The organism is Alcaligenes faecalis (assembly GCF_005311025.1).
GTDB lineage: Bacteria > Pseudomonadota > Gammaproteobacteria > Burkholderiales > Burkholderiaceae_B > Alcaligenes > Alcaligenes phenolicus.
On the sequence record NZ_CP031747.1, the window covers coordinates 759,090 to 782,175 of the forward strand.

Sequence of the window (23,086 nt, forward strand, 5' to 3'; positions counted from 1 at the left end):
TGCTCAGGCCAGGCGGTTTTTTTGTGGACTTTTCTGATCATCCTCAAACTCCCTAGGGCTATTTTTTCTGAAAGTGGTCTAGTGAAGCCAGGAATAAATACAGACGCTTTATAAGCTGCCTTAATATATAAAAATAAAATAGCGATTTTTAAAATAAAAAAATAAAACAAAAATAAGAAATGGTTTTTATAAATAATTAATCCGGTTTTAAAAGTTTAAAAACGAATCACCGGTTTTAAATAAATTCATGCTTAATTATCTGTCTGCTAATTAGGTGGCTTGCCGGTTTTGTCCTGGGATTTTCTCGACAAGGCCAGGTAACACGTCACCTTTTTGACAGTTGTGTTTCTGGTTTTAAAACGGCGGTTTTTTCTGGCCGCTGTCTGAATGCCCTGCTCGGCCCCTTGGGTTTTTCTCCGCTTTTTTCTGCCTCCGTCCTTCCCGTACAATAGCCAGCGCTGTGCTACTCTTAGGCGGCTTATTAAAGGACAGAAAACACATGAATTTCATTTTTCGTGAAAATGAAATATTGGTCAGCAGCCAGGAAGGACAAGCCTTGATTCCTGCCAAACCCGCACTGGATTTAGCGCCGGCGCAATGGCATGCTCTTTCTCCAGGTGACGATTGTCAGGATTTTGCCTGCCACGTAGCGGCCGAGACCCCGGCTCCGGATGGCTTTACCTTCCGTCACTTGCGCGGCGTGCTGTCGCAGTTGGGAGATCAAGCCAGTATGGTGAATCGGGCTTTTCAAGTCTCGGAATGGGCGCGCAGCCATCGTTACTGTGGTGTGTGCGGTTCGACCATGGAGCGTGTGAAGCATGAACTGTGCTTTCGCTGCACCTCTTGTGGTTTCTCGGCCTATCCCCGCATCTCCCCGGCCATGATGGTACTGATCCGCGACAAGGACCGTATCTTGTTGGCCAGTCACTCCACTTACGCGACGGCGCGCTACACGGCTCTGGCCGGGTTTGTGGAAGCCGGTGAAAACCTGGAAGAAGCCATTCACCGTGAGGTTATGGAGGAAGTGGGGCTGCGCGTGGACAATATTCAGTATTTCGGCAGTCAGTCCTGGCCTTTCCCACATTCTTTAATGGTGGCTTATACCGCCGAGTACGCCGGGGGGGATTTGCGCATTCAAGCTGACGAAATCAATGACGCGCGCTGGTTTGGCCCGGGTGACGCCCTGCCCGATCTGCCCCATACAGACTCCATTGCGGGCCGTTTGATTCGGGCCAATTTACCGGGCCAGGCCAAGACTTAAAGCGCGACTCAGGTTGCCAGATGGGCGGCGACATTGCGCAGCATACGGCCCAAATCCTCGCGCTCATTCGGATTGAGCACCGACAGAGCATCATCAATCATTTTTTTGGCGGCGGGCCAGACTTGCGCATAGCGCTCACGGCCTGTTTCGCTCAGGTACACACGCATATAGCGGCTGTCGTTTTCGTCCGTGCGGCGCTGCACCAATTCGCGTTCTTCCATTTGGTCAATCACCCGGCTCAAGACCGGCTGATGTACCACGATGGCCTTGGCAATTTCCCCGATGCTGCGCCCGTCCTTATCCCACAGGTACTGCAAGACCCGAAAGTGCACATAGGTCATATTGTGTTCACGCAGGGTGGTCGATCTTAGCGTTTGGTCCAACTTGTAGATAATGTTGGCCATCTGGAAGGCCAGATTGGTTTCTACGCTGCTGTCAGGGATGGAGACGGGAGTTTTGCTCATAATGCCTTGGGAGAGTCAATCCTGCGCTTGTCGCTCCATGAAATCGGAGCGACAAGCGGACCGTCAGTATACTAGCAGAGCTCTGCCTGGACGGTTCCCGTAGGCGTGTGACTGGCAGCGCGGAAAATCTGCGCGTAGCTCCAGGGATTGGCCATGGCAGAACGCACGACCTGAGTACGCACGGCATCGGGCAAGGCGCTGATCTCACCATATAGACAGGACCACTTCTGGCAGTGCTCTACAATCTCGCGCTCGTTGTTTTCCCAGGCTTCCAGGGCTTCGGGGATATCGCGGGCATCCTGCACCTTTTCCAGGAACGTGGCCAAAGCCAGGCCATTTTGCATGGCCATGCCCCCACCCTGCCCCAGGTTCGGCGGTTGAGCGTGGGCGGCGTCGCCCAAAATCGCGGTACGGCCACTGGACCAGGTTTTGCAGCGCGTCACACTGTAACGACCCCAACTGACCGGGCCATCTGCGCGTTCAATCAAGTGTGCCCAGTGTGGGAACAAGGCAGACCAGTATTCCTTGTCGATCTGGACATTGCTGGCACGCACATCGTCGTACGGGCACGTTAAGGCCAGATAGGTTTGGGTTTCGCTGACGGGCGTAATCAGCAAGCGATGCAGACCGTTCCAGTTCTCGATGTATTTTTGAGCGTCTTGCTCTGAGGTGTCGCCTGGCTTACGGGTGATCATGGTACGCAAGGCCCCTTCGCGGGTTTGCTCGTGCACCAGTTCCAGACCGAGAGATTGGCGGATACGGGACCAGATGCCATCAGCACCCACGACCAGATCGGCACGTAAACGCTCGCCCGAGGCCAGTTGAACTTCGCCGCGTGCGCTGGCGGCGATGACTTCCACATTCGTGCGTACCTTTACGCCGGCGCGTTTGCCCGCTTGCTCCAGGGATTTCAGCAGTTGCGAGCGCATCACGGTAATCAGACGGCGATCGGGCGGTGTGGGGCCGCAATCAATGACCTCGTTATTCAGATCACGCTGCTCAAAGTGGCTACCGTAGAAAGCGCCTTCAATCGCTTGTTCGTACGCTCCCAGGGCTTTGAGAACGCGCAGGCCGTTTTCCCAGATATAAATACCGGAGCCATTGGCGCGCAATTCAGACTGGCGCTCCAGCACAGTGACATCCCAGCCGCGTTGAGCCAAAGCGGCGGCGGTTGCCAAACCTCCCAGGCCACCGCCTGCGATCAAGGCACTTAGTTTTTTATCGGACATGCTGGTTTCCTTAAACTTGCGCCCACAAAGGCAAAGAGTGATTGCTATCCAGAACACGTTCGCCAGCCAGAGTTACGTACCACTCGCTGAGCAGACCATCCGGGTCACGCAAGAAGAAAGCGCGCTTCCAGGGCAGGTTCACGTTGTGAACGGGGGTGATGTTCCGGGCTTTCAGGCGCTCCAGTGTGTGTTCCAGATCCTGGACGCTGGCCAGCTCGAAACTGCCATGCGAGAAGGAGGCCTCTTCATCACGTACCAGGATCAGGCTGTAATCATAATTGGCCAGACCGGCACGCAAGTAGACAACCTGCTCGTTTTCATAAACCACTTCCAGGCCGCCGACTTCGGTGTAAAAGCGGCGCATGGCGCCCAACTGAGCGGTACGCAGCACGGCATGGGTGACTCGACGTGGTTGTACCGGGGCGTCGGCGACTGTTTCCAGAATGGGGTTGGAGTCGTAGCGGCCTTCGGTAAAAGGCTCCTGGCCTTCAGGATCCCAGCGACTGGTCAGCAATTCCATGGGGCCGCCCAGCACGCTGCGCCAGTCTTTAATGGTGTCGCAGTAGAACTCGTTGTAGTTGCCATCGGGGTCAAACATATAGACGCTATGGGCAACCTGATGGTCCACTGTCATGTCAATGTCGCGCCCTTGCTCTTTTGCGCGCTTCCAGCCGGCAACCAGTTCAGCTTCGTTTTCCAGCTCCCAGGCCAGATGATTCAGACCGGGCTTCAAGCCAATTGTGCCGGGCAGTTGCAGCAGACCGTCACGGCCATACCGGTTCACGCCTTTAGTCGTTTCCATCATGCCCAGATCATGGGGCGTGTGGCCGGTGCCCAAAAAGGTCGCCACCAGATCCGGTTCGGTAAATTCCACTTTCAGGCCGCAGATCTGGCTGTAAAAATCTTCACCGCGTTGCAGTTCGTCAACCCACAGGTTGACGTGGCCCAGACGGCGGGGCTCAAAGCACGCGGTTTGGATGGAGTAGGAAGTTGCTTGTGTCATAGTTTCTCCTCCTGGGTATGACGATTCATGGTCTGCAACACGGCTAGCGTCAATGCGCTGTCGCTCTGCTCCAGATCCATCAAGACGTTGAAATGATTACGGTTTGGCACGGCCATGCTTTGCACCACGCAGCCCGCCAGCTCGCATTGGCGGGCGTAGTGACGGCTTTGTTCTTGCATGACGGTAGGTTCCAGTGCCCCCCAGGCCACCAGCACGGGCGTTCCCCTTGCTGGTGGGTGCAAGGCCGGGCTATAGCGTTGGGCTTGTTCTTCGTTCAGCTGCAGCCAGTCATTCACGGCGGTCTGCAAGAGGGGATGCAAATCCATGACGCCGCTGATAATGCTGGCGCTGTGGATCAGACGTTGTTCACGTCGGGTATCGGCCGCCAGCAACATGCCGCTTAAATGGCCCCCTGCCGAGCTGCCACTAATATGAATACGCTGCGGGTCGCCATTAAATTGCGTCGCGTGCGCGTGGACCCACTGCAAGGCGCGTTCGCATTGCGCCACGATCTGCGGCAGGCGGTAAGCCGGAGCCAAGCCGTAGTCCAGGCAAATCACCGTGGCACCGGCGGCATGCAGGCTTTGCGCCATCATGGCCGAGTCATCCTTGGACAACATGCGCCAGTAGCCCCCATGAATGAACAGGTAAACCGGGGCGCCAGCCTGGCTGGCGGCATAGATATCCAGTTTTTCTGTCGGGTCATCGCCATAGGCGTGGGTGCTGAAACAGGCTTCCAGGGCTGCACGGGCCCGTTCACTGGCCTGCTTGTAGGCGGCCATCTCAGCGTCAAAATCAGCCACCGAAGCCTGGAGCCGGTATTGCTCCAGGTCTGCCGGATCGAAAACAAGTTTGTTCATTGCTTTATTCCGCCTGCGCCGAAGGCAAGCGATTCAATAGGAGGAAACCGATGAAAACCAGCACTTCCACCGCCAGGAAGCTGCCAAAGGCCCAGATGTAAGAACCAGTCAGGCTCAGCAACAGGCCCAGCAGGGACGGCGCGACAAAGGTGGCGAACACACCGCCCATTTCGGCATAGCCAGCAGCGCTAGGGCCCAGGTTCACGCCATAGCGCTCCCCCACGTAGCTGAAAATGGCGCCACCATGAAAGACCCCTACGCCGCAAAGAATGGCCACGATCAGCAGGCCGCTGTAGGGCAATGCCTGCCAGGCAACCAGAACACAGGCGCTGGCCGCCAGAATGGTCAACCACATGCCCACACGCATTACCCCAACACGGGTAAAGCGATCGCTGACATAACCGCCCAGAATCAGGAAGAAGACTTGGGACAAGCCCATGATGGTGCCGAACAAGGGAGCCTGTTCGGGGGCCATTTTCTGCACATCAATCAGCGCTGGAATCAGCCAGGTCGCGGTTGCCGCAACCGAGAACAAAGCCCCAAAAATGGCCAGAATGCCTACCCATATCCAGGGGCGTGCGGCGATGGAGCGCAACACACCGGCATCGGTTTTGATCTTGTCGTGTGGATCTTGATAAGGACCGGCGCGTACCACCAGCTGCGTGATTAAACAGGCACTTAAGGTCAGCCCGCCCAGGACCAGGAAGAAAGCACGCCAGCCATGGGCCATGGCGTAAGGCAAACCCAAGGCAAAGTCCAGGGTAATGGCCAGCGAATAGGCGGCCAGAATAATGCCCAGCACCAGACCCTGGCGGCGTGGCGCAAACCACTGCATGACGATTTTCATGGACCCGACCCAGACTGCAGAGTCAAAAAAGCCCACAACCAGACGCAGTAAAAATAGCTGCGTGAAATCCTGTGCCTGAGTCTGCAGCAGCATCAGCAAGCCGCTGCCACCCAAGCCAATCAGGTACAAACGGGCCGAGCTCATGGAGCGACCACGTGGTGCCCAGAACAACATGCCCAGTGCAAACGAGACACCGAAAGCACCCTGCACCAGCCCGGCTTGCGCGGGGCTCAGTGACAGGTCTGCCGAGACAATTTTGATGACAGCTGCAAAGCCGTAAAAGTCGGCCGCCAGGCACATTTCGCCCATCACGGCCATCAACAGCATGAGCAAGGCCACTGTGCCGCGTGGCTTGGCCTTGTCGAGCGGATTGCCCATAACCCCCTGTTCCACCATGTCATCCTCTCCTTTTGGATAAATGTTCAAGCTGAGTGTTTGTCAGGCACACTCTTCAATTGCTTTAAACATGAAGGATTATGGTGTTTTGGCTTAATCTATGTCAATACATATGTATTGGTATATACCCTATGATGAGGCGGCTTACGAATGGCGTATCAGGGTTTTTCTCAAGCCTTTTTCAGGGGCAAGGCCAGGCAAATAGCGGCCAGTACAGCACAAACAACACTCACGTCAGCCAGACTCCCCCACCAGGCCGACAAGGCCAAACCGATGCCTAGCAACAGGCTGTACATCAGGCCAAAGACAGCACCTGCCTTCCCTGCCACCGAGCGATAGTCCTGCAAGGCAGCCGACAAAAGATTGGGGATGGCGATGGCGTAGGCCAATGCCAGCAACATGGCCGGCAGCAGGAAAATCAGATGTGTTCCCGCCAACTCCAGGCCGGTAGCCGCCACGGCCAAAATCAAAATCCCCCGCCACACCAAATGCCGGGCACGGTGTCCTGCCGCCAGCCAGCGGCGATTCAGAAAAGCGCCCATAAAGGTTCCGGCAGCCAGTAAAAGGCCGGCCACCATCATGGGACGGTTATCGGAGCCCAGGCCTTCCAGCAGGAAAGGTGCCCATTGGTAAAAGGAAAAAATCGTGACGTTGAACAGAGCCACCAGCATGGCGGACTGCCAAATTGCCGGGTCACGCAGCAAGCGGAACAGCACATTCACCATGCTGGCCTGGCTGTGTTGAAGCGGGCGGGTTTCAGGAAGCTGAAACAGGCAAGCGGCAAACAAGATCAAGGCCAACACGAACAGTCCCAGAAAGACGGGCATGAGATTTGCGCTTGTTGTCAGAGCGACGCCCATTGCCAGACCTAACAAGGGGCTTAATGCCAGAGCGGCACCTATCGTGCCAAAGATCCTGGCCAGATCTTCTGCCTGGTAGCGATCGCGCAACATGGTTTGTACACCGATCGAGCCGACCGCCGCTCCAAATGCACTGATCATGCGGGCAGCCAGCAAAACACCGAAGCTGGGGCTGAACACAGCCAGCAGGCAGCCCAGGCCATAAACCGTCAAACCGGCCAGAACAGCGGGCCGACGCCCGGCCTTGTCGCATAGCCAGCCCCAGAACAGCACGCCTGCGGCAAAGGCTATGAAGTAGACCGATAAGGTCTGCCCGGCGCGGCTGGCCGACACGGAGTAACTGTCGGCGATCAGGGGTAAAGCCGGGCTATAGGCGGTTTCCACCACCTGCGGAAACATGATCAAGGCGATCATCAAGAATAGAAAACGAGACATGCAAACCACACTGAATTGGGAAAAAAGAATCAGCGTAAGTCTGGCTGGATTTTTCTATTACAAGTATTCTGATAAAAAACCAATGAAATCGGACAATCATGCCTTGGTTAGATGCTAGTGACCCCTTTCCCGACCTGACAGATCACCATGTATTGGGTATTGCTGCCCGTTTGGCGCAACATGATTCCGGCCTGCATCAGCACCCCTGGGGCCAGATCCTGTACACGCACAGCGGTTGCATTACTGTCACCCTGGATCAGCAATTGTGCTTGTTGCCACCGGGACGCTTGATCTGGATCCCTCCCTTGCTGCTCCATCAGGCACAGATGAGCGAGCAGGTGGATTACCGATCGGTGTATCTGGACCCGACTCGTTACCCTGATTTGCCCTCTCAGGTTCAACTACTGGCGGCGAACGATTTGCTGACTGCCGCGCTGGACCGTATTGCCCAAGCTGATTTGGACGAGGACTGGGATCAGCCGCCGGGCCATCATGTGATGCTGGTCTTGCTTGATGAGCTGCAACGGGCGCCCGATCAGGCTTTGTTTCTGCCCTTGCCGCTTGATAGCCGCTTAAGACAAATTCCCTTGGACAGCCTGCCTCCCGCTCTGAATGAATTAGCCAGCTATCTGGGCGCCAGTGAAAAAACCATCAGCCGCCTTTTCAAGCGAGATACTGGTCTGAATTACCAGCAGTGGAGACAACAGTGGCGTTTGCTTAAGGCGATCGAGCAGCTTTCTATCGGGGGCCGTGTCACCCGGTTAGCTTCAGACTTGGGCTTTGCCAGCGACAGCGCTTTTATTGCCTTTTTCAAGGAACAGACGGGCCTGACTCCCGGCCAATATGGTCGCCAGAAGCGCTATTTTGATTAGACAGTAATGGGCGAGTGCACCCGGGGGTTCTAGTTAGTAGAAGTGTCAATAATTACTCCGTTCACTGTATATACCGGTGCTATGATCAGTCGCTATTACTACTAAAAAGAGAGGAGACTGTATGAAGCATTCATTGCGCCTGAGTTTGTTGGCAGCGACATGTTTAATGGCCGGTACCGCGTTGGCGCAAGCCAGCAATCCCATCATGGATACTGCATTAAGCAAGGCCGACGCCTTGGAGCAGCAGGTTATTGAGTGGCGTCGTCATATTCACCAGAATCCTGAGCTGTCTTATCAAGAGCACGATACGGCGGCGTATATCAAAGCCGCTCTGGAAACCATGCCCGGTTATCAGATCCAGACCGGCATTGCTCAAACCGGCGTCAAGGCAGTATTGAAAGGTGGCAAGCCTGGGCCAGTTGTGGCCTTGCGAGCCGATATGGATGCCCTGCCCGTGCAGGAACGTAATGATTTGCCCTTCAAGTCTGTCGCCAAAGGCACTTGGCAAGGCAAGGAAGTGTCGGTATCGCATGCTTGCGGCCACGACACCCACGTTGCCATGTTGTTAGGTGCGGCCAAGGTCTTTTCGGATATGCGCGACGAACTGCCTGGTACGATTGTGTTGCTGTTCCAACCAGCTGAAGAGCAAGGCCCTGGCAAACCGTTAAGTGGTGCTAACGCGATGATGGCTGAAGGCGTGCTGGATCAACCTAAAGTGGATGTAGTGATGGGCCAGCACATTGGTCCTTCCTACCCTGCCGGCAGTATTGGCTACCGTCAAGGCAGCTTGATGGCCAGTGGCGATGTGTTCTCCATCTCTTTGGCAGGTAAAGGTGGCCATGGCTCCTCTCCCTGGAGTGCTGCCTCTCCGGTTGTCGCTGCAGCTGAAACCGTTGTGGCCTTGAACAACATTATCGCCCAGCGTACCAATCCCCAGGACGGCACTACTGTCGTGACGGTAGGTTCGTTGCAAAGCGGTAATCGCCCCAATGTTCTGCCGGAAAGTGCCGATATCAGTGGTACGGTGCGCTCCCTGTCCAAGCAAAACCAGGCAACCGCACATGAGCTGATTCAGCGCTACGCGCAAAACATTGCTGCGAACCACGATTTGAAGGCCACTGTGCGTATCGATACTGGCTACGAAGTTTTGGTCAGCGATCCTAAGGCTACCCAAACTGTGATTCCTGCTCTGGAGCTGGCAACGGACGGGATTGGGGCCAAGGAAGTTGCCCCTGGTATGGGCTCCGAGGACTTCGGCGCCTTTGGCAAGAACGTGCCCGTGGTTTTCTGGCGTCTGAATGCCTCGACATATTCCGACAAGATGGGAGCACCTAACCATTCGCCTGAATTCATGATTGATGAAAAGGCTTTGCGCATCGGTACTCGTGCTTTAGTGGCCAGCTCTTTGACTTATATGATGGATCACAAAAAACCGTAGCCTCTTGATGGTTTCAGATGGAGAACAAAAAAACCGCGCCGTAAATGGCGCGGTTTTCAATTTAACAAGCTTATTTAGCGGATTTCCAGCTTCTTGGCCCCTGTTCCACTCTTTTTCTTGGGCAGAATCAGCTCCAGTACGCCGTTTTCGCATTTGGCGCTGGCCCGGGACTCGTCAATATCCTGCGCCAGGCTGAAGCGACGTGTCTGCACCCCGTAATAGCGCTCACTACGCAAGACCGTATCGCCGTCCTTTTCTTCCTGAGTCCGACGGCTTTCCACGCGGATAGAAACCACATTGCCTTCAACGCTGACATGCACGTCTTCCTTGTTGATACCTGGCACTTCCGCGCTGACTTGATAGGCCTCTTCGCTCTCGCTGACATCCAGACGAATGGCGGGCGGTGTATTTCCGGCCAGGGAGCCGACAACAGGAACGCGTCGGAAGATGTCTTCAATATCTCGCCACGTGTCCAGGCCCGCCAGATCACCAAAGGGATTAAAACGTGTCAAATTATTTGCCATGCTTGATCTCCATTTTTCCTTTGCTGAGCCCTGCTGCAATGGAAGGCGTGGGCTCGGTCGCCTACATAAGAGGAGATGAGGCTAGTTCCCGATATTTCAAGTGCTTAGCTAAAAAAAAACCGCCTTGCTCCCTAAAGAGACAAGGCGGCCAAAGGTACGATCTTATGTTCTTTTAGCAGTGTTTCTACTTGTTCAGGTACTGCTTAAACTCGGTTTCGTGTGCAGCACAGGGGACTGTTCCGGTGCGGGGTGCTCATCAGCAATAATCGGGATCTCCTTGCCGTCCTTGTCCATGACCTTGCCGTTTTCAACATAGTCCCCTTCGTTCAGATTGGCCACGTCCGAGACCCGCAGATAGCGGCCTCCACCCGCAGCAAACACAGAGGGCTGATCCGGATTGCCCAAGGTGAAATGGTTGAACAGCAGGTTCAGCACAATCGCCACCAGGGCTGCCGAGCTGATGCCGGAGTGGAAAATCGTCGCAAACCAGGTTGGGAAGTGCTCGTAGAACTTGGGAGCCACGATAGGAATCATGCCGGCGCCGATAGCGGTGGCGACGATGATCAGGTTCATATTGTTTTCGTAGTTCACCTTGGCCAGCGTACGGATACCGCTGGCCGCGACGGTGCCAAACAGGACCATACCCGCGCCACCCAGTACCGCGGGTGGGACAGCGGCAACCAGACGGCCCATGATGGGCAGCAAGCCCAGTGCGATCAGAATCAGGCCACCAAAGGCTACGACGTAACGGCTTTTCACGCCGGTGACCGCCACCAGACCGACGTTCTGGGCAAAGGCACTTTGTGTGAAAGAGCCAAATACAGGGGCGATCAGGCTGGAGAGCATATCGGCACGCAGGCCATCACCCAGACGACGAGCATCCACTTTGGTTTCGATAATGTCGCCCACGGCCAGAATGTCGGCCGAAGTTTCCACCAGCGTCACGATGATCACAATGAACATGGAGATAATCGCGGCAGTCTGGAAAGTGGGCATGCCAAAGTGGAACAGGCTGGGCAAGGCAAAGACCTCGCCTTCGCTGACGGCAGAGAAATCTGCATGGCCCATGGCGACGGCAATGACGGTGCCGATAATAATAGCCAGCAAGATAGACAGGCGGGAGATCGTGGCGCTGCCCAGCTTGCTGAGCAAGAGCACGATCAGCAAGGTCATGGCGGCCAGGGAAATATTACCTACGCTGCCAAAGTCCGGTGCGGAAGGATTACCGCCCATGGCCCAGAATGCGGCCACTGGCATCAAGGTCAGACCAATAGTCGTAATCACGCAGCCCGTGACTAAAGGCGGGAAGAACCGGATCACCCGTGAAAAGACCGGCGTAATCAGCAGCCCAAGCAGGGACGCGACAATGACTGCGCCGAATACCGCTGGCAAACCGCCGCCCGTACCCAAAATGGCGATCATGGTGGCTACGCCAGAAAATGATACCCCTTGAACCAGCGGCAGACGGCAGCCAAAAAACGGCACGCCCAGCGTTTGCAGCAAGGTCGCCAGGCCGCCCATGAACAAGCAGGCGGTAATCAGCAAGCCGGTTTCATTGGCAGGCAGGCCAGCGGCCTCGCCAATGATCAGGGGTACGGCAATAATGCCGCCATACATGGTCAATACGTGTTGAAAACCGTAGGCAAGATTCGCGCCCAGGCCCAGATTCTCGTCTTCGGGGCGCTGCGCAGTCGCTGCACCCGTCGCCCTTGTAGGTGTTGTCATTGTTTGTCTCCGAAAATAAATAGGCAGGGCTCTAGAGGCCCTGTCACTACCGAACTCAAGCTGTCGCTACGGTATCCAGCACCTTGTCGCGCAAACGAAGCGCAGCGGCTTGATGGCGTTGCATCAGGTCTTGCAAATCAATGCCGCAGGGTTGGCCGTCAATCACGCGCCACTGGCCGGCGACCATCACGCGGTCGGCCCGGTCTGCGCCGCAGAGCAGCAAGGCCGCCAAGGGGTTCTCAGCGCCGGAAAAGCGCAATTCATCCAGGGTGAACAAGGCCAGATCGGCCTGCTGCCCGACGTTCAGGCCACCAATGTCCTCGCGACCCAAACAACGGGCCGAGCCTTGAGTCGCCCAACGGATAACGGCTTGATGGGTAACCTGGCCCGGCTCGTAGCGCAGCCGGCCCAGCAAGAGTGCCTGTCGCATCTCTTGAGCCAGATTGGAGTGATCATTGGAGGCCGAGCCATCTACGGCCAGCCCCACGGGTGCACCAGCGGCTTCCAGCTCGATGGTGCGGCACAGGCCGCTGCCCAAGACCATATTGGACGAGGGACAATGGGCAATACCTGTGCCTGCCCGGCCCAGACGCTGGATTTCTTCGTCGTTGAAGTGAATGCCGTGTGCCAGCCAGGTGCGATTGCTTAACCAGCCCTGCTGATCCAGATAGTCCAGTGGACGCATACCAAAGAGGCGCTCGCAGTAGGCAGTTTCGTCGTCTGTTTCAGCCAGATGCGTATGCAGGCGTACGTCCTCGCGTTCGGCCAGCTTGGCGCTTTCGCTCATCAACTCGCGGCTGACAGAGAAAGGCGAACACGGAGCCAGGGCCAGCGTGATCATCGCCCCATCCTCGCGTTGGTGATATTGACGAATCAGGCGCAGGCTGTCGTCCAGAATGGTTTGCTCGTCCTGTACGACGTTTTGCGGGGGCAAGCCTCCCTGATCCCGACCCACACTCATGGAACCACGGGTCAATGCGGCGCGTACACCCAGGCGTTGAGCGGTTTCAGCCTGGCAATCAATGGCATGTTGCAAGGCGCCCGAAAACACATAGTGGTGATCGGCCACCGTCGTACAGCCCGACTGCAACAGTTCCACCATGGCCAGCTCGCTGGCCACCTGCATTTGTTCGTCGTCCAGCCCGGCCCACACGTCATACAAGGTGGTCAGCCAGGGGAACAAGGGTTTGTTCAGTGCTGGGGTATAGGCCCGTGTCAGGGTTTGGTAAAAGTGATGATGCGTATTCACCAAACCGGGCAGCAAAACGTGCCGGGAGGCATCCCAGCTTTGGTCGTAAGCCTGCTTGGGCTGCTGACCGGCGGCCACTTTTTCGATAATGCGGCTATCTTGCACCAGTACGCCACCGGCAGCTTGTGCATCTGAACAGGCCAGTGGATTGCAAATCCACAGGATCGGGGAACGGCTAGTCATTATTGTGTCTCCTGCGTTTTATTGCTTTTTATTGTTGTCAGTTCGACTAGCCGACCTATATACCTGCTGTGATAAGGGTTATTTGGAGCCTGGCCTTAGCGGTACCCTTTTTCGCTCCAAGCCTTGAGTCCTGCTAGGGCATTCATGAACTCTTATGCCTTCTATAAGGTTTGTCGTATAGAGAGCAGCCCGTTTTTTTACGGTATTCCGGGACATAAAAAATTTGCTCAAAATCAGGATTTATCCTCTGGACAAAAACCTGGGACTATTGTCCTTTAATCACTTAAAGCCTAAATCATTGACTCGCTTAGGAATTTATTTATTGGCATAAAAAAACATATAAACCCGCATATCCACACATTTTGACCGTGCCTGTTCAGTCGTGTTAATTGTGTCGCCAAGCGCATTAAAAGCGCCGTTGTGCTGACCTCGCACACATTATTCGGAGAACACATGCAGCATATAAAAATCAAACCCGGCGCACCCCTGGCCGAGCAAGCTGAAATCGGGCACAACCGATGGCACCCTGATATTCCAGACCTGACCAGCGTGAAGCCTGGCGAGGAAATGATTCTGGAGTGCATGGACTTTCTGGACGCCCAGATCAAGAACACGGACAGCGCCAACGACGTACGCGACGTTGACCTGACCCGCGCTCACCCACTGACGGGCCCCATCCACGTAGAGGGTGCTGAGCCAGGCGATATTCTGGTGGTGGATCTGCTGGACATTCGCGCCATTACTCCTGTCGGTTTCTCCGGCATTTTTGCCAAGGAAAATGGCGGTGGCTTTTTGGCCGAGCATTTTCCCGAAGCCGACAAGGCCATCTGGGACCTGCATGGTGTTTACGCCACCTCGCGTCACATCCCTGGCGTACGCATTGCGGCCATGATGCACCCCGGCCTGATCGGCACCCTGCCCTCGCACGAACTGCTGCGCGAGTGGAACCGCCGTGAAGCCCTGCTGGTGCCCAAGGGCCACGCCAACCCGCCCGATGCCAAAACCGCTGTATTGCGCGGCGTTAAAGGGGCCGAGTTTGACCGCATGGCGGCTGAAGCTGCCCGTACCGTGCCTCCACGTGAGCATGGCGGCAACCTGGACATCAAGAACCTGACCATTGGCTCGCGGATTTACTTCCCCGTCTATGTGAAGGGTGCTGGCCTGTCCATGGGCGACTTGCACTTCTCCCAGGGCGATGGCGAAATCTCTTTCTGTGGTGCCATTGAAATGGACGGCGCAGCCCACCTTGGCTTTGATCTGATCAAAGGTGGCATGGCCAAATACAATCTGACCGCGCCTATCTATGTTCCAGGCCGTCATGATCCCAAGTACGATCAGTGGATGCACTTCACCGGTATCAGCGTGGAAGAAGGCGTCAACTATTACCTGGATTCTACGATTGCATACCGTCAGGCCTGTTTGGCTGCGATCGATTACATCAGCCGCACGACAGACCTGTCGCGTGCGCAGGCCTACATGCTGCTGACAGCGGCGCCGGTTGAGGGCCGTTACGGCGGCGTGGTGGATCTGCCTAACAGCTCCGCTTCTCTGGCCTTGCCTACCGGTATTTTTGATACCGATATCCTGCCTAAAGGTGCCTTGAATGACGCGGCCCGTTTTGGCCGTCCAGGCACACGCTGTAACTTGACCTGATCAGTCTCTGGCCCTGGCTTCGTCTCGGAGTCAGGGCTTGCTTTACTCGGATTTGCCATGCCTTTGTACGACTATCTTTGTAATCATTGCCTGCAACGCAGCAGCCATTTGCGCAGCATTGCCACCCGCAACGATCCCCAGACCTGCCCTGCTTGTGAAAAAGGCAGCCTCTTGCTGCAACTGAGCGCACCACGACGCCTGTTCAGCAAAGCCAGCCCAACGCGCGGTCTGACTCCTCAACAAGCTTTGGCGGGCAATAATGTGACCGGGCCCGGCACTCGTTCCAGCACCCGGAATTCTGTCATCCATACCTGTATGGGCCCTGGCTGCAGCGTTTGCGCCTAAATACAATCAGCCCCTTTGCAGCGCAAGCTGTCAGCCTTGACAGGCCGCAACTTTAACGTCGGCGGGCGTAGTTCTGGCTGAATTTGCCCAGACGGATGTGTTGGTTTTACGAGATTCACGCTCGGTAACATGAAACATTCTGTTTATAATCAAGAATCAATCTCATTATTACTGGGTGTTCATTATGTCGGTGTCCTCGTCTCTCGCCGCTAAGCGCCAGGTGCCTAGCGGCGTATCTTTTATGCCTTTAAGCAGTCTGGCAGTGGCTTTATTGTTGGCCTTTCCCTATCAGACGCAAGCGCAAGAGGTCGAGGAGCTGGACCGCATCGTGGTCAAGGCCGAGCAGGAGCTCAAGCAGACCTTGGGCTCTTCCATCATTACCGCCGAAGACATCCAGAAGTCCCCTCCCGCCAACGATATCTCCGAAGTTCTGCGCACCATGCCGGGCGTGAACCTGACGGGTAACTCGGCCAGCGGCCAGCGCGGTAATAATCGCCAGATCGACATTCGCGGCATGGGCCCGGAAAACACCATGATTCTGATTGACGGCAAACCCGTCAGTTCACGTTCTGCTGTGCGTTTCGGCTGGCGTGGCGAACGCGATTCGCGTGGGGATACCAACTGGGTGCCTGCCGAGCAGATCGAACGAGTGGAAGTGCTGCGCGGCCCGGCGGCCGCTCGCTACGGCAACGGGGCTGCGGGCGGTGTGGTCAACATCATCACCAAGCCTACGACAGACAAATTCCAGGGCACCTACTCCTTGTATGGCAACTTGCCCGAACATAGCGATGAAGGCGCCACGCGACGCATGAGCTTTGGCTTGAGCGGCCCGATCAGCGAATCTTTGTCCTTCCGTTTGTACGGAAACCTGAACAAGACGGATTCGGACGATCCGGAGATCAATAAAGGACACCAGACCGAGCGTGGTGGTGCCAATGCGAACAGCTTGCCTGCTGGACGTGAAGGCGTACGTAACAAGGACATCAATGGTTTGCTGTCCTGGCGTCCAGATAGCCGTCAAACGGTGGATCTGGAGGCTTCCTATAGCCGCCAAGGCAATATTTATACGGGTGATACCCAAAACACGAATACCAATGACGAGGTGAAACGTCAGCTGGGTGACGAGACCAACAAGATGTATCGCCAAAGCTATTCGCTGACGCATCGTGGTGACTGGAATGATAAGACGAATACACTGAGTTATTTCCAATACGAAAAGACGCGTAACTACCGTATTTTGGAAGGTCTGGCTGGTGGCACTGAAGGCGCTTTCAATGATCCTCTGCGCGTGAAAGATGGTGGTTTTGGGACTATTGACCTGACCACGATGACGGCGCATACCGAATTGAGCCATCAGTTCAAAACAGGAAGTATCGAGCAGTACGCCACATTTGGTTTGGAGTGGGTCGGACAGGAGTTGAACGATAAGTCCTCTGAGCTGGCTGCACGCAATCCAGACAGGATTCCGGGCAGTCCCAGAGCTTACAAACCCAAGGCACGCGCGAATATTTATTCGGTCTTTGTCGAGGACAATATTTATGCCACAGACAAGACAACTGTTACACCAGGGCTGCGTTTTGACTACCACGATATACATGGTAGTAATTGGAGCCCATCCTTGAATTTGTCACATGCAGTGACTGATAACTGGTTGTTCAAGGCGGGTATCGCACGTGCTTACAAAGCCCCCAACTTATATCAAAGTAACGATGGCTACACTTTGTACAGTGCGGGCAATGGGTGTTGGGGTAATACAGGTGGTAATAACGAGCCTGGGTGTTTTCTCCAGGGTAATTCGAACCTGAAAGCAGAAACCAGCCTTAATAAAGAGCTTGGGGTTGAGTATGTGGGTGATGATGGTTTGGGAGCTAGCCTGACTTACTTCCACAATGATTACCGCAACAAAGTTGAAGCGGGCCGCTTTGCGCTGTCGAGCTTCCCGGCAATGAACAAAGATCAATTGATCCTGCAATGGGAGAACATTCCCAAAGCCGTGGTATCAGGCCTGGAAGGTAACCTGACATTGCCATTAGCCGAGAACTGGCTTTGGTCAACCAATTTTACCTACATGATCGAGTCCAAAAACAAGACCACAGGTGAAGCGCTATCGACGATTCCCAAGTACACCATCAACACAACGCTGGACTGGGACGTGAACGCCGATTGGTCTTTACGCGCCAAAGCAACCTTCTATGGCGAGCAGAAACCGCCTAAATATGATTTCTACGGTCAGCCTCTGACAGGTTCTGCTACCGACAAGGTCTCCCCTTACGCCTTGTTTGGCTTGAGCACGCAGTACAAGATCAACAAGCATTTCCGCATCAATGCAGGAGTTGACAACCTCTTTGACAAACGCCTGTTCCGTCGCGGTAATGCGATCGGTGTGAACCTGACTAACGCCAACTATATTTACGGCGCCGGAGCTCGGACGTTCAACCAACCCGGTCGCACTTTCTTCCTGGGCTTAAGCGGAACGTTCTAAGCGGTTTTATCCACAACTCAGGTATATAGCGCCCCTCCCTTTCCTGGAGGGGTTTTTTTTTGTGCCTGAAAAATACAGCCGAGCGTCAACATTTCAACCTTTAAATGTTCTTTTTGACCTTCATCAAGACCGGAACTTTGTATTCTTCATATGCTTATAACTACAAATAATGTAAATGGGTTCAACCCAAGCATAGAAAAGGAAAACACATGATTCCAAGCGCCGAGCCCAAAAAGGGCAAGCGACGTTTTCTTAAGGAATTGCTGGGCCTTAGTGCCGGGGCCACGATTATTCCTATTCAACCTGTTCAAGCTGCCATGAACAGCCAGCCTCCACGACGTAGCGGTGGGAAAGATGGGGCCCGCTACGGCATGGTGGTTGATCTAAGAAAATGTATCGGTTGCCAAGCCTGTACGGTCAGCTGTTCTATTGAAAATGCACCCCCTATCGGGCAGTTCCGTACCACGGTTCTGCAATACGAGGTGCTCGATGAACAGCAGCAGGCGGCCATGCTGAGCCTGCCACGCCTCTGTAACCACTGCGACAACCCGCCCTGTGTGCCGGTCTGTCCTGTGCAGGCGACGTTCCAGCGCGAAGACGGGGTGGTGCTGGTCGACAACGAACGATGTGTTGGCTGTGCTTACTGTGTTCAAGCCTGCCCTTACGATGCCCGTTTCATTAACCATGAAACCCAGACCGCCGATAAATGCACCTTCTGCGAGCACCGCCTGGAAGTGGGTCTGCTGCCCGCCTGCGTGGAAAGCTGCGTGGGTGGCGCACGCGTCATTGGCGATATGAACGATGAAACCAGCACGATTTCCCAGCTGCTTAAAGAGCACAAAGAGGAAATCCGTGTACTCAAGCCCGGCATGAATACCAACCCGCATGTGTTCTACATCGGTTTGCCCGATGAGTTCGTTGATGGTGTGGATGGGCAGGCCAGTGTGCGTCTGACCAATCAGTTCTAAGGGGCCGTTATGTCTATTATCGAAATTCTGACCCCCGCCTATGAAGTTGCCTGGTTACCTTGGGCGGTCCAATATTTTTTCCTGGTCGGTATGGCCGCCACCAGCACCGTCTGGGTGTGGCGTTGCGCCTGGTCCAGCGACAGCGCTTTGCGTCGTCTGGAGCCTGCGCTGATGATTGTGCTTCTGTGCAGCAGCATTGCCGCTCCTGTGTCCTTGCTGGCTGACTTGCACCAACCCGGCCGCTTCTGGCATTTCTACGCCCATTTCACTCCCTGGTCGTGGATGTCGCTGGGTGCCGTACTGCTGCCCCTGTTCGTCGGCCTGTCCATGGCTAACGTGCTGGCCTGGTGGTTGAACAAACGTGTCCTGTGGCGCTGGTTGAGCCTGGCTCTGCTGGTTTCGGCCTTGTCGATTCTGGTTTACAGCGGTTTTGAAGTCATGGTGCTGCGTTCACGCCCCTTGTGGAATACCGTGTTCTTGCCCATCAACTTCGCGTTGACAGCTGCTTTGGCCAGTCTGGGCGCTATTTTGCTGGTTGCTCGCTTCTTGCCCGGTGGTGTGGCCAATCTGCCGCTGGAGTACGTACGCCGCTGGTCTTTGGGGGTGGTTCTGACCTTGATCGTCGTGGCCCTGTTCTGGGTCGGCTCCGGTCTGATGGGTTACAGCCATTCTTTCGGTTCGGCCTGGGAACTGTTCCAGAGTTACCCCGTATGGCGTTTGGGCTTCCTGGGTTCTTCCGCGTTTGGCTTGCTGTTGCTGTATATGCTCAGCCGTCCAATCGGCACCCTGCAAGGCAATCTTTATAGCTTGTTCTGTGCGGCTTTCATGCTCGGCTCGGCCTGGGTGTTTCGCTGGATTATTTTCATGGCGGTACAGGGTGTGCCCAAATACGGCGCCGGTTTGTACCTCTACACCATGCCCTTAGGCAGCGATGGTCTGCTGGGGATGCTGGGTGTGCTGGGCTTGTGTATTGCCTTGCTCGCCGCCAGCACCACCCTGCTCTCTCTGTTCCCGGCCCGCCGTTCGTCTTTGACGGCTTAGGCCCTACAGACTCACTAGCTTTCAGGTACTTATCGTCATGAGCAAGAAAAAAGAAACCCCTAACCTGTCGCGTCGACAGGTATTGACCCGCGGCGGTGCTGCTGTGGGTGGTCTGGCTGCCTTTGCGGCTGGTTACAGCGACACGGTAGTCAAGGCGGTCCAAGGTCTGGGCCAAGGTACAGCCGGTGTGCCAACCGCACACGCAACCCGTGGCAACTCCTTGCAGGCTGAATTCCGTATTGATCCGATCACGGGTCTGCTGGATACGCAGCCCGGCCAGATTGTGAGCCCGTCCAGTTGCCTGGGCTGCTGGACGCAGTGTGGTGTGCGCGTACGTATTGATACGGAGAACAACAAGATTCTGCGTATCGCCGGTAATCCGTATCATCCTTTGGCAACCACGCAGTCTGCTCCCATGGAGCAGCCCGTACGCGAGGTTTACGCCATGCTGGGTGGTGAAAACGGCTTGGAAGGCCGTGCCAGCGCCTGTGCTCGCGGTGCCTCCATGCTGGAACAGCACAGCAGCCCTTATCGGGTTCTGTCGCCGTTGAAACGCGTCGGCCCCCGTGGGTCAGGCCAATGGGAGCGCATCAGTTTTGAACAATTGATTGAAGAGGTCTGCGAAGGCGGCGATCTGTTCAAAGAAGGTCATGTCGATGGTTTGCGTGCGATTTGGGATCACGAAACCCTGATTGACCCGCAAAACCCCGAATTCGGTCCATTGGCCAACCAGTTGTTGTTCACGGATGCCGCGAACGAAGGCCGTACGCCACTGGTCAAACGCTTTGCCGAGCAGGCTTTTGGCACGATCAACGTCAGCAACCACGGTTCTTACTGTGGTCAAAGCTTCCGTGTCGGTACAGGCGCTGCCATGGGTGACATCAAAGGTATGCCTCATGGCAAACCTGACTGGAAAAACGCCCGTTTTGGCCTGTTTATTGGTGCAGCACCGGCTCAATCCGGTAATCCCTTCCAGCGTCAAGGCCGTGAGCTGGCAGAAGCCCGTTCACGTCCTGAAAACACCTTCAAGTACGTGGTTGTTTCCCCGATCTTGCCAACGTCGTCCAGCCTGGCCTCGGGTAGTGGCAACCGCTGGCAGCCTGTTCTGCCCGGCACTGACTTGTCCCTGGTCATGGGCATGTTGCGCTGGATTCTGGAACAAGAGCGTTTTGATGCAGAACACTTGTCCCTGCCCCATGCGCCTGCGGAGCAGGACGAAAATACCGCTTCCTGGACGAACGCCAGCCATTTGTTGATTGCGGATCCTGAGCATCCAGGTTTTGGCCGCTATTTGCGCGGTACAGACTTGGGTTGGGAGGTGGCTGAAGGCACTGAATCGCCCTTTATCGTTCAGGACGAACAAGGCGAACTGCGCGCCCATACCGATCTGGATCACGCGACGCTATTTGTCGACCGTACCGTTGAGCTGGAAGGCAAGGATGTACGCGTCTGTACTGCGCTGAACATGCTGCGTGAGCGCAGTCAGGAAAAATCCATTGCCGAATACGCCAAAGGCTGCGGCATGGACGAAGAAACCCTGATCGAACTGGCCCGTGAATTTACCAGCTACGGTCGCCAAGCCGTGGCTGACGCACACGGCGGCACCATGAACGGTTCCGGTTTCTACACGGCTTATGCCATTGCCATGTTGAATACCTTGGTGGGTAACCTGAACCTGAAAGGCGGTTTGGTGCTGGATGCGGGCCCATTTGGTCCTTTTGGCCCCGGCCCACGCTACAACTTTGCTCAATTCCCCGGAAAAGTGGCGGCTAAAGGCGTGTCTTTGTCGCGACATCGCTTCGCTTACGAAAAATCCAGCGAATTCAAGCGCCGCCAAGCAAATGGTGAAGCGTTGTACCCCGCTCCTGCTCCTTGGTACCCCGCTGTAGGTGCCTTGAGCAGTGAAATGATTGCATCGGGCCTGAATGGCTATCCATACACCAGCAAAGTGTGGATCAACCACATGAGCAACCCGGTCTATGCGATTGCTGGCTTTAAAAATGCCTTGCTGCACAAACTGAAAGACCCTGCGGTTCTGCCCTTGTCGATTTCGGTTAATCCCTTTATCAACGAAACCAATGCCTACGCAGACTACATCGTGCCAGACACGGTGACTTACGAAAGCTGGGGGGTTTCGGCACCTTGGGCTGACGTGATCGCCAAGTCCTCGACCCTGCGCTGGCCTGTGGTCGAGCCACGAGTGGATCGCACGGCTGACGGTCAGCCTATCAACCTGGAAAGTTTCCTGTTTGCAGTAGCTTTGCGTTTGGGATTGCCAGGTTTTGGTAAAGGCGTTCTGAAAGACAAGGCAGGCAATGCCCACGACTTGCTGCGCGCCGAGGATTTCTATCTGCGGGGCATGGCTAATATTGCCTTTGGTGCTGGCCGCCCGGTTGGCGACGCATCCGACGACGATATGCGCATCACCGGTGTGGATCGACTTTTTCCTGATCTTCAAGCGCGTTTGCATCCTGAAGAGCAGCGCAAAGTGGCGATGTTGTTGACACGCGGTGGCCGATTCGACCGAATCGAAAACGCCTGGAAAGGAAATCAGCTGAAAAATCGCTACAGCAATGCTTTGCAGATATGGAATGAAGACCTGGCCAAGATGCGTCACACCATGACGGGTGAACGTCTTAGCGGTTGCCCTACTTGGTACCCCACTCGTTTGGCTGACGGCAGCCCAATGCGCGAGCATTTCTCGGAACAAGAGTGGCCATTGCTGATGAGCTCCTACAAATCCAATTTGATGAGCTCCATGTCCATCGGGATGTCCCGCCTGCGCCAGGTCCACCCGCACAATCCGATTTCCTTGAATCTGGATGATGCGAAGAACATGGGCATCCGTAACGGCGATCGTATTCGTGTCAGCACACCAGGTGGTGCGGTTGAAGGTGTTGCTTTGGTGCGTGGCGGTATTATGCGCGGGGCCATTGCAATCGAACACGGTTTTGGGCATACCGAACTGGGTGCGCGTTCGCACCAGATTGATGGTGAGGCCATGCCTCACCTGAACGATCTGGCTGCAGGTGTGAACCTGAACGAATTGGGTTTTGCTGATCCAACCCGTGGCGATGGCCAGGACAACGTCTGGATTGACTGGGTTTCTGGCGCGGCCGTGCGACAGGGCCTGCCAGCAAGAGTGGAGAAGCTGTCGGCTTAAAAGAAACACACCTCCATCAAACCATTGTTCAACGATAAGGGCGCCGATTATTCTTTGGGATAATCGGCCTCATCCGTTAGTGAACCAA

At 55.4% G+C, this 23,086-nt stretch carries 18 protein-coding genes; 9 read left to right on the forward strand and 9 right to left on the reverse strand.

Annotation, left to right across the window (positions count from 1 at the left end):
* Window positions 1-499: 499 nt before the first annotated feature.
* The gene (gene nudC / locus D0C27_RS03495) at window positions 500-1,261 is read left to right on the forward strand and encodes an NAD(+) diphosphatase (RefSeq protein WP_060185054.1); all 762 of its coding nucleotides are present in this window, start codon (window positions 500-502) and stop codon (window positions 1,259-1,261) included.
* A gap of 8 nt (window positions 1,262-1,269) precedes the next feature.
* Here nudC and D0C27_RS03500 read toward each other — a convergent pair whose 3' ends face one another.
* From D0C27_RS03500 to D0C27_RS03525, 6 genes are all read right to left on the reverse strand, one after another.
* Window positions 1,270-1,725: a MarR family winged helix-turn-helix transcriptional regulator gene (locus D0C27_RS03500; protein ID WP_035273713.1), complete on the reverse strand. Its 456-nt coding sequence runs from the start codon at window positions 1,723-1,725 to the stop codon at window positions 1,270-1,272.
* A 71-nt stretch (window positions 1,726-1,796) separates the two neighbouring features.
* Entirely contained in the window at window positions 1,797-2,954 is a 1,158-nt protein-coding gene (locus D0C27_RS03505; protein WP_060185053.1) for an FAD-dependent oxidoreductase, read from the reverse strand.
* 10 nt (window positions 2,955-2,964) lie between these two features.
* Window positions 2,965-3,957 carry a VOC family protein gene (locus tag D0C27_RS03510; RefSeq protein ID WP_137430427.1) on the reverse strand — a complete coding sequence of 331 codons (993 nt, stop codon included), beginning with the start codon at window positions 3,955-3,957 and terminating at the stop codon, window positions 2,965-2,967.
* Window positions 3,954-4,817: an alpha/beta hydrolase gene (locus D0C27_RS03515; RefSeq protein ID WP_137430428.1), complete on the reverse strand. Its 864-nt coding sequence runs from the start codon at window positions 4,815-4,817 to the stop codon at window positions 3,954-3,956. The genes D0C27_RS03510 and D0C27_RS03515 overlap by 4 nt, the downstream gene beginning before the upstream one ends.
* A gap of 4 nt (window positions 4,818-4,821) precedes the next feature.
* The gene (locus D0C27_RS03520; protein ID WP_035273719.1) at window positions 4,822-6,060 is read right to left on the reverse strand and encodes an MFS transporter; all 1,239 of its coding nucleotides are present in this window, start codon (window positions 6,058-6,060) and stop codon (window positions 4,822-4,824) included.
* Between the two features lie 170 nt (window positions 6,061-6,230).
* A complete protein-coding gene (locus tag D0C27_RS03525) occupies window positions 6,231-7,355 on the reverse strand; it encodes an MFS transporter (protein WP_137430429.1) in 1,125 nt (374 codons plus the stop codon).
* 98 nt (window positions 7,356-7,453) lie between these two features.
* Between D0C27_RS03525 and D0C27_RS03530 the strand changes: the two genes are divergently transcribed.
* Window positions 7,454-8,227: an AraC family transcriptional regulator gene (locus D0C27_RS03530; protein WP_137430430.1), complete on the forward strand. Its 774-nt coding sequence runs from the start codon at window positions 7,454-7,456 to the stop codon at window positions 8,225-8,227.
* Between the two features lie 121 nt (window positions 8,228-8,348).
* Window positions 8,349-9,665: a M20 metallopeptidase family protein gene (locus D0C27_RS03535; protein WP_060185048.1), complete on the forward strand. Its 1,317-nt coding sequence runs from the start codon at window positions 8,349-8,351 to the stop codon at window positions 9,663-9,665.
* Window positions 9,666-9,739: 74 nt separating this feature from the next.
* Here D0C27_RS03535 and D0C27_RS03540 read toward each other — a convergent pair whose 3' ends face one another.
* From D0C27_RS03540 to D0C27_RS03550, 3 genes are all read right to left on the reverse strand, one after another.
* Window positions 9,740-10,189 carry an Hsp20/alpha crystallin family protein gene (locus D0C27_RS03540; protein WP_009453888.1) on the reverse strand — a complete coding sequence of 150 codons (450 nt, stop codon included), beginning with the start codon at window positions 10,187-10,189 and terminating at the stop codon, window positions 9,740-9,742.
* Window positions 10,190-10,381: 192 nt separating this feature from the next.
* Window positions 10,382-11,914, reverse strand: a complete 1,533-nt coding sequence (locus tag D0C27_RS03545; RefSeq protein ID WP_035273173.1) for a nucleobase:cation symporter-2 family protein — start codon at window positions 11,912-11,914, stop codon at window positions 10,382-10,384.
* Window positions 11,915-11,969: 55 nt separating this feature from the next.
* The gene (locus tag D0C27_RS03550; RefSeq protein WP_137430431.1) at window positions 11,970-13,346 is read right to left on the reverse strand and encodes an 8-oxoguanine deaminase; all 1,377 of its coding nucleotides are present in this window, start codon (window positions 13,344-13,346) and stop codon (window positions 11,970-11,972) included.
* 453 nt (window positions 13,347-13,799) lie between these two features.
* Between D0C27_RS03550 and fmdA the strand changes: the two genes are divergently transcribed.
* The 6 genes from fmdA (at window position 13,800) to D0C27_RS03580 (ending at window position 22,998) form a co-directional block, all read left to right on the forward strand.
* Window positions 13,800-14,999: a formamidase gene (gene fmdA, locus D0C27_RS03555; RefSeq protein ID WP_137430432.1), complete on the forward strand. Its 1,200-nt coding sequence runs from the start codon at window positions 13,800-13,802 to the stop codon at window positions 14,997-14,999.
* Window positions 15,000-15,056: 57 nt separating this feature from the next.
* Window positions 15,057-15,344: an FmdB family zinc ribbon protein gene (locus D0C27_RS03560; protein ID WP_009453884.1), complete on the forward strand. Its 288-nt coding sequence runs from the start codon at window positions 15,057-15,059 to the stop codon at window positions 15,342-15,344.
* A 241-nt stretch (window positions 15,345-15,585) separates the two neighbouring features.
* Entirely contained in the window at window positions 15,586-17,826 is a 2,241-nt protein-coding gene (locus D0C27_RS03565) for a TonB-dependent siderophore receptor (protein ID WP_060185044.1), read from the forward strand.
* 209 nt (window positions 17,827-18,035) lie between these two features.
* Window positions 18,036-18,794, forward strand: coding sequence for a sulfate reduction electron transfer complex DsrMKJOP subunit DsrO (dsrO, locus tag D0C27_RS03570; protein WP_035273177.1), 759 nt, complete (start codon window positions 18,036-18,038; stop codon window positions 18,792-18,794).
* 9 nt (window positions 18,795-18,803) lie between these two features.
* A complete protein-coding gene (nrfD, locus tag D0C27_RS03575) occupies window positions 18,804-19,835 on the forward strand; it encodes an NrfD/PsrC family molybdoenzyme membrane anchor subunit (protein WP_088452847.1) in 1,032 nt (343 codons plus the stop codon).
* 37 nt (window positions 19,836-19,872) lie between these two features.
* Window positions 19,873-22,998: a tetrathionate reductase subunit A gene (locus D0C27_RS03580; RefSeq protein ID WP_137430433.1), complete on the forward strand. Its 3,126-nt coding sequence runs from the start codon at window positions 19,873-19,875 to the stop codon at window positions 22,996-22,998.
* Window positions 22,999-23,086: the final 88 nt, after the last annotated feature.

What these genes read in the sequence shown, in the direction of transcription:
- nudC (WP_060185054.1), top strand. Translation starts at nt 500, where the DNA reads ATGAATTTCATTTTTCGTGAAAATGAAATATTGGTCAGCAGCCAGGAA.
- D0C27_RS03500 (WP_035273713.1), bottom strand. Translation starts at nt 1,725, where the DNA reads ATGAGCAAAACTCCCGTCTCCATCCCTGACAGCAGCGTAGAAACCAAT.
- D0C27_RS03505 (WP_060185053.1), bottom strand. Translation starts at nt 2,954, where the DNA reads ATGTCCGATAAAAAACTAAGTGCCTTGATCGCAGGCGGTGGCCTGGGA.
- D0C27_RS03510 (WP_137430427.1), bottom strand. Translation starts at nt 3,957, where the DNA reads ATGACACAAGCAACTTCCTACTCCATCCAAACCGCGTGCTTTGAGCCC.
- D0C27_RS03515 (WP_137430428.1), bottom strand. Translation starts at nt 4,817, where the DNA reads ATGAACAAACTTGTTTTCGATCCGGCAGACCTGGAGCAATACCGGCTC.
- D0C27_RS03520 (WP_035273719.1), bottom strand. Translation starts at nt 6,060, where the DNA reads ATGGTGGAACAGGGGGTTATGGGCAATCCGCTCGACAAGGCCAAGCCA.
- D0C27_RS03525 (WP_137430429.1), bottom strand. Translation starts at nt 7,355, where the DNA reads ATGTCTCGTTTTCTATTCTTGATGATCGCCTTGATCATGTTTCCGCAG.
- D0C27_RS03530 (WP_137430430.1), top strand. Translation starts at nt 7,454, where the DNA reads ATGCCTTGGTTAGATGCTAGTGACCCCTTTCCCGACCTGACAGATCAC.
- D0C27_RS03535 (WP_060185048.1), top strand. Translation starts at nt 8,349, where the DNA reads ATGAAGCATTCATTGCGCCTGAGTTTGTTGGCAGCGACATGTTTAATG.
- D0C27_RS03540 (WP_009453888.1), bottom strand. Translation starts at nt 10,189, where the DNA reads ATGGCAAATAATTTGACACGTTTTAATCCCTTTGGTGATCTGGCGGGC.
- D0C27_RS03545 (WP_035273173.1), bottom strand. Translation starts at nt 11,914, where the DNA reads ATGACAACACCTACAAGGGCGACGGGTGCAGCGACTGCGCAGCGCCCC.
- D0C27_RS03550 (WP_137430431.1), bottom strand. Translation starts at nt 13,346, where the DNA reads ATGACTAGCCGTTCCCCGATCCTGTGGATTTGCAATCCACTGGCCTGT.
- fmdA (WP_137430432.1), top strand. Translation starts at nt 13,800, where the DNA reads ATGCAGCATATAAAAATCAAACCCGGCGCACCCCTGGCCGAGCAAGCT.
- D0C27_RS03560 (WP_009453884.1), top strand. Translation starts at nt 15,057, where the DNA reads ATGCCTTTGTACGACTATCTTTGTAATCATTGCCTGCAACGCAGCAGC.
- D0C27_RS03565 (WP_060185044.1), top strand. Translation starts at nt 15,586, where the DNA reads ATGCCTTTAAGCAGTCTGGCAGTGGCTTTATTGTTGGCCTTTCCCTAT.
- dsrO (WP_035273177.1), top strand. Translation starts at nt 18,036, where the DNA reads ATGATTCCAAGCGCCGAGCCCAAAAAGGGCAAGCGACGTTTTCTTAAG.
- nrfD (WP_088452847.1), top strand. Translation starts at nt 18,804, where the DNA reads ATGTCTATTATCGAAATTCTGACCCCCGCCTATGAAGTTGCCTGGTTA.
- D0C27_RS03580 (WP_137430433.1), top strand. Translation starts at nt 19,873, where the DNA reads ATGAGCAAGAAAAAAGAAACCCCTAACCTGTCGCGTCGACAGGTATTG.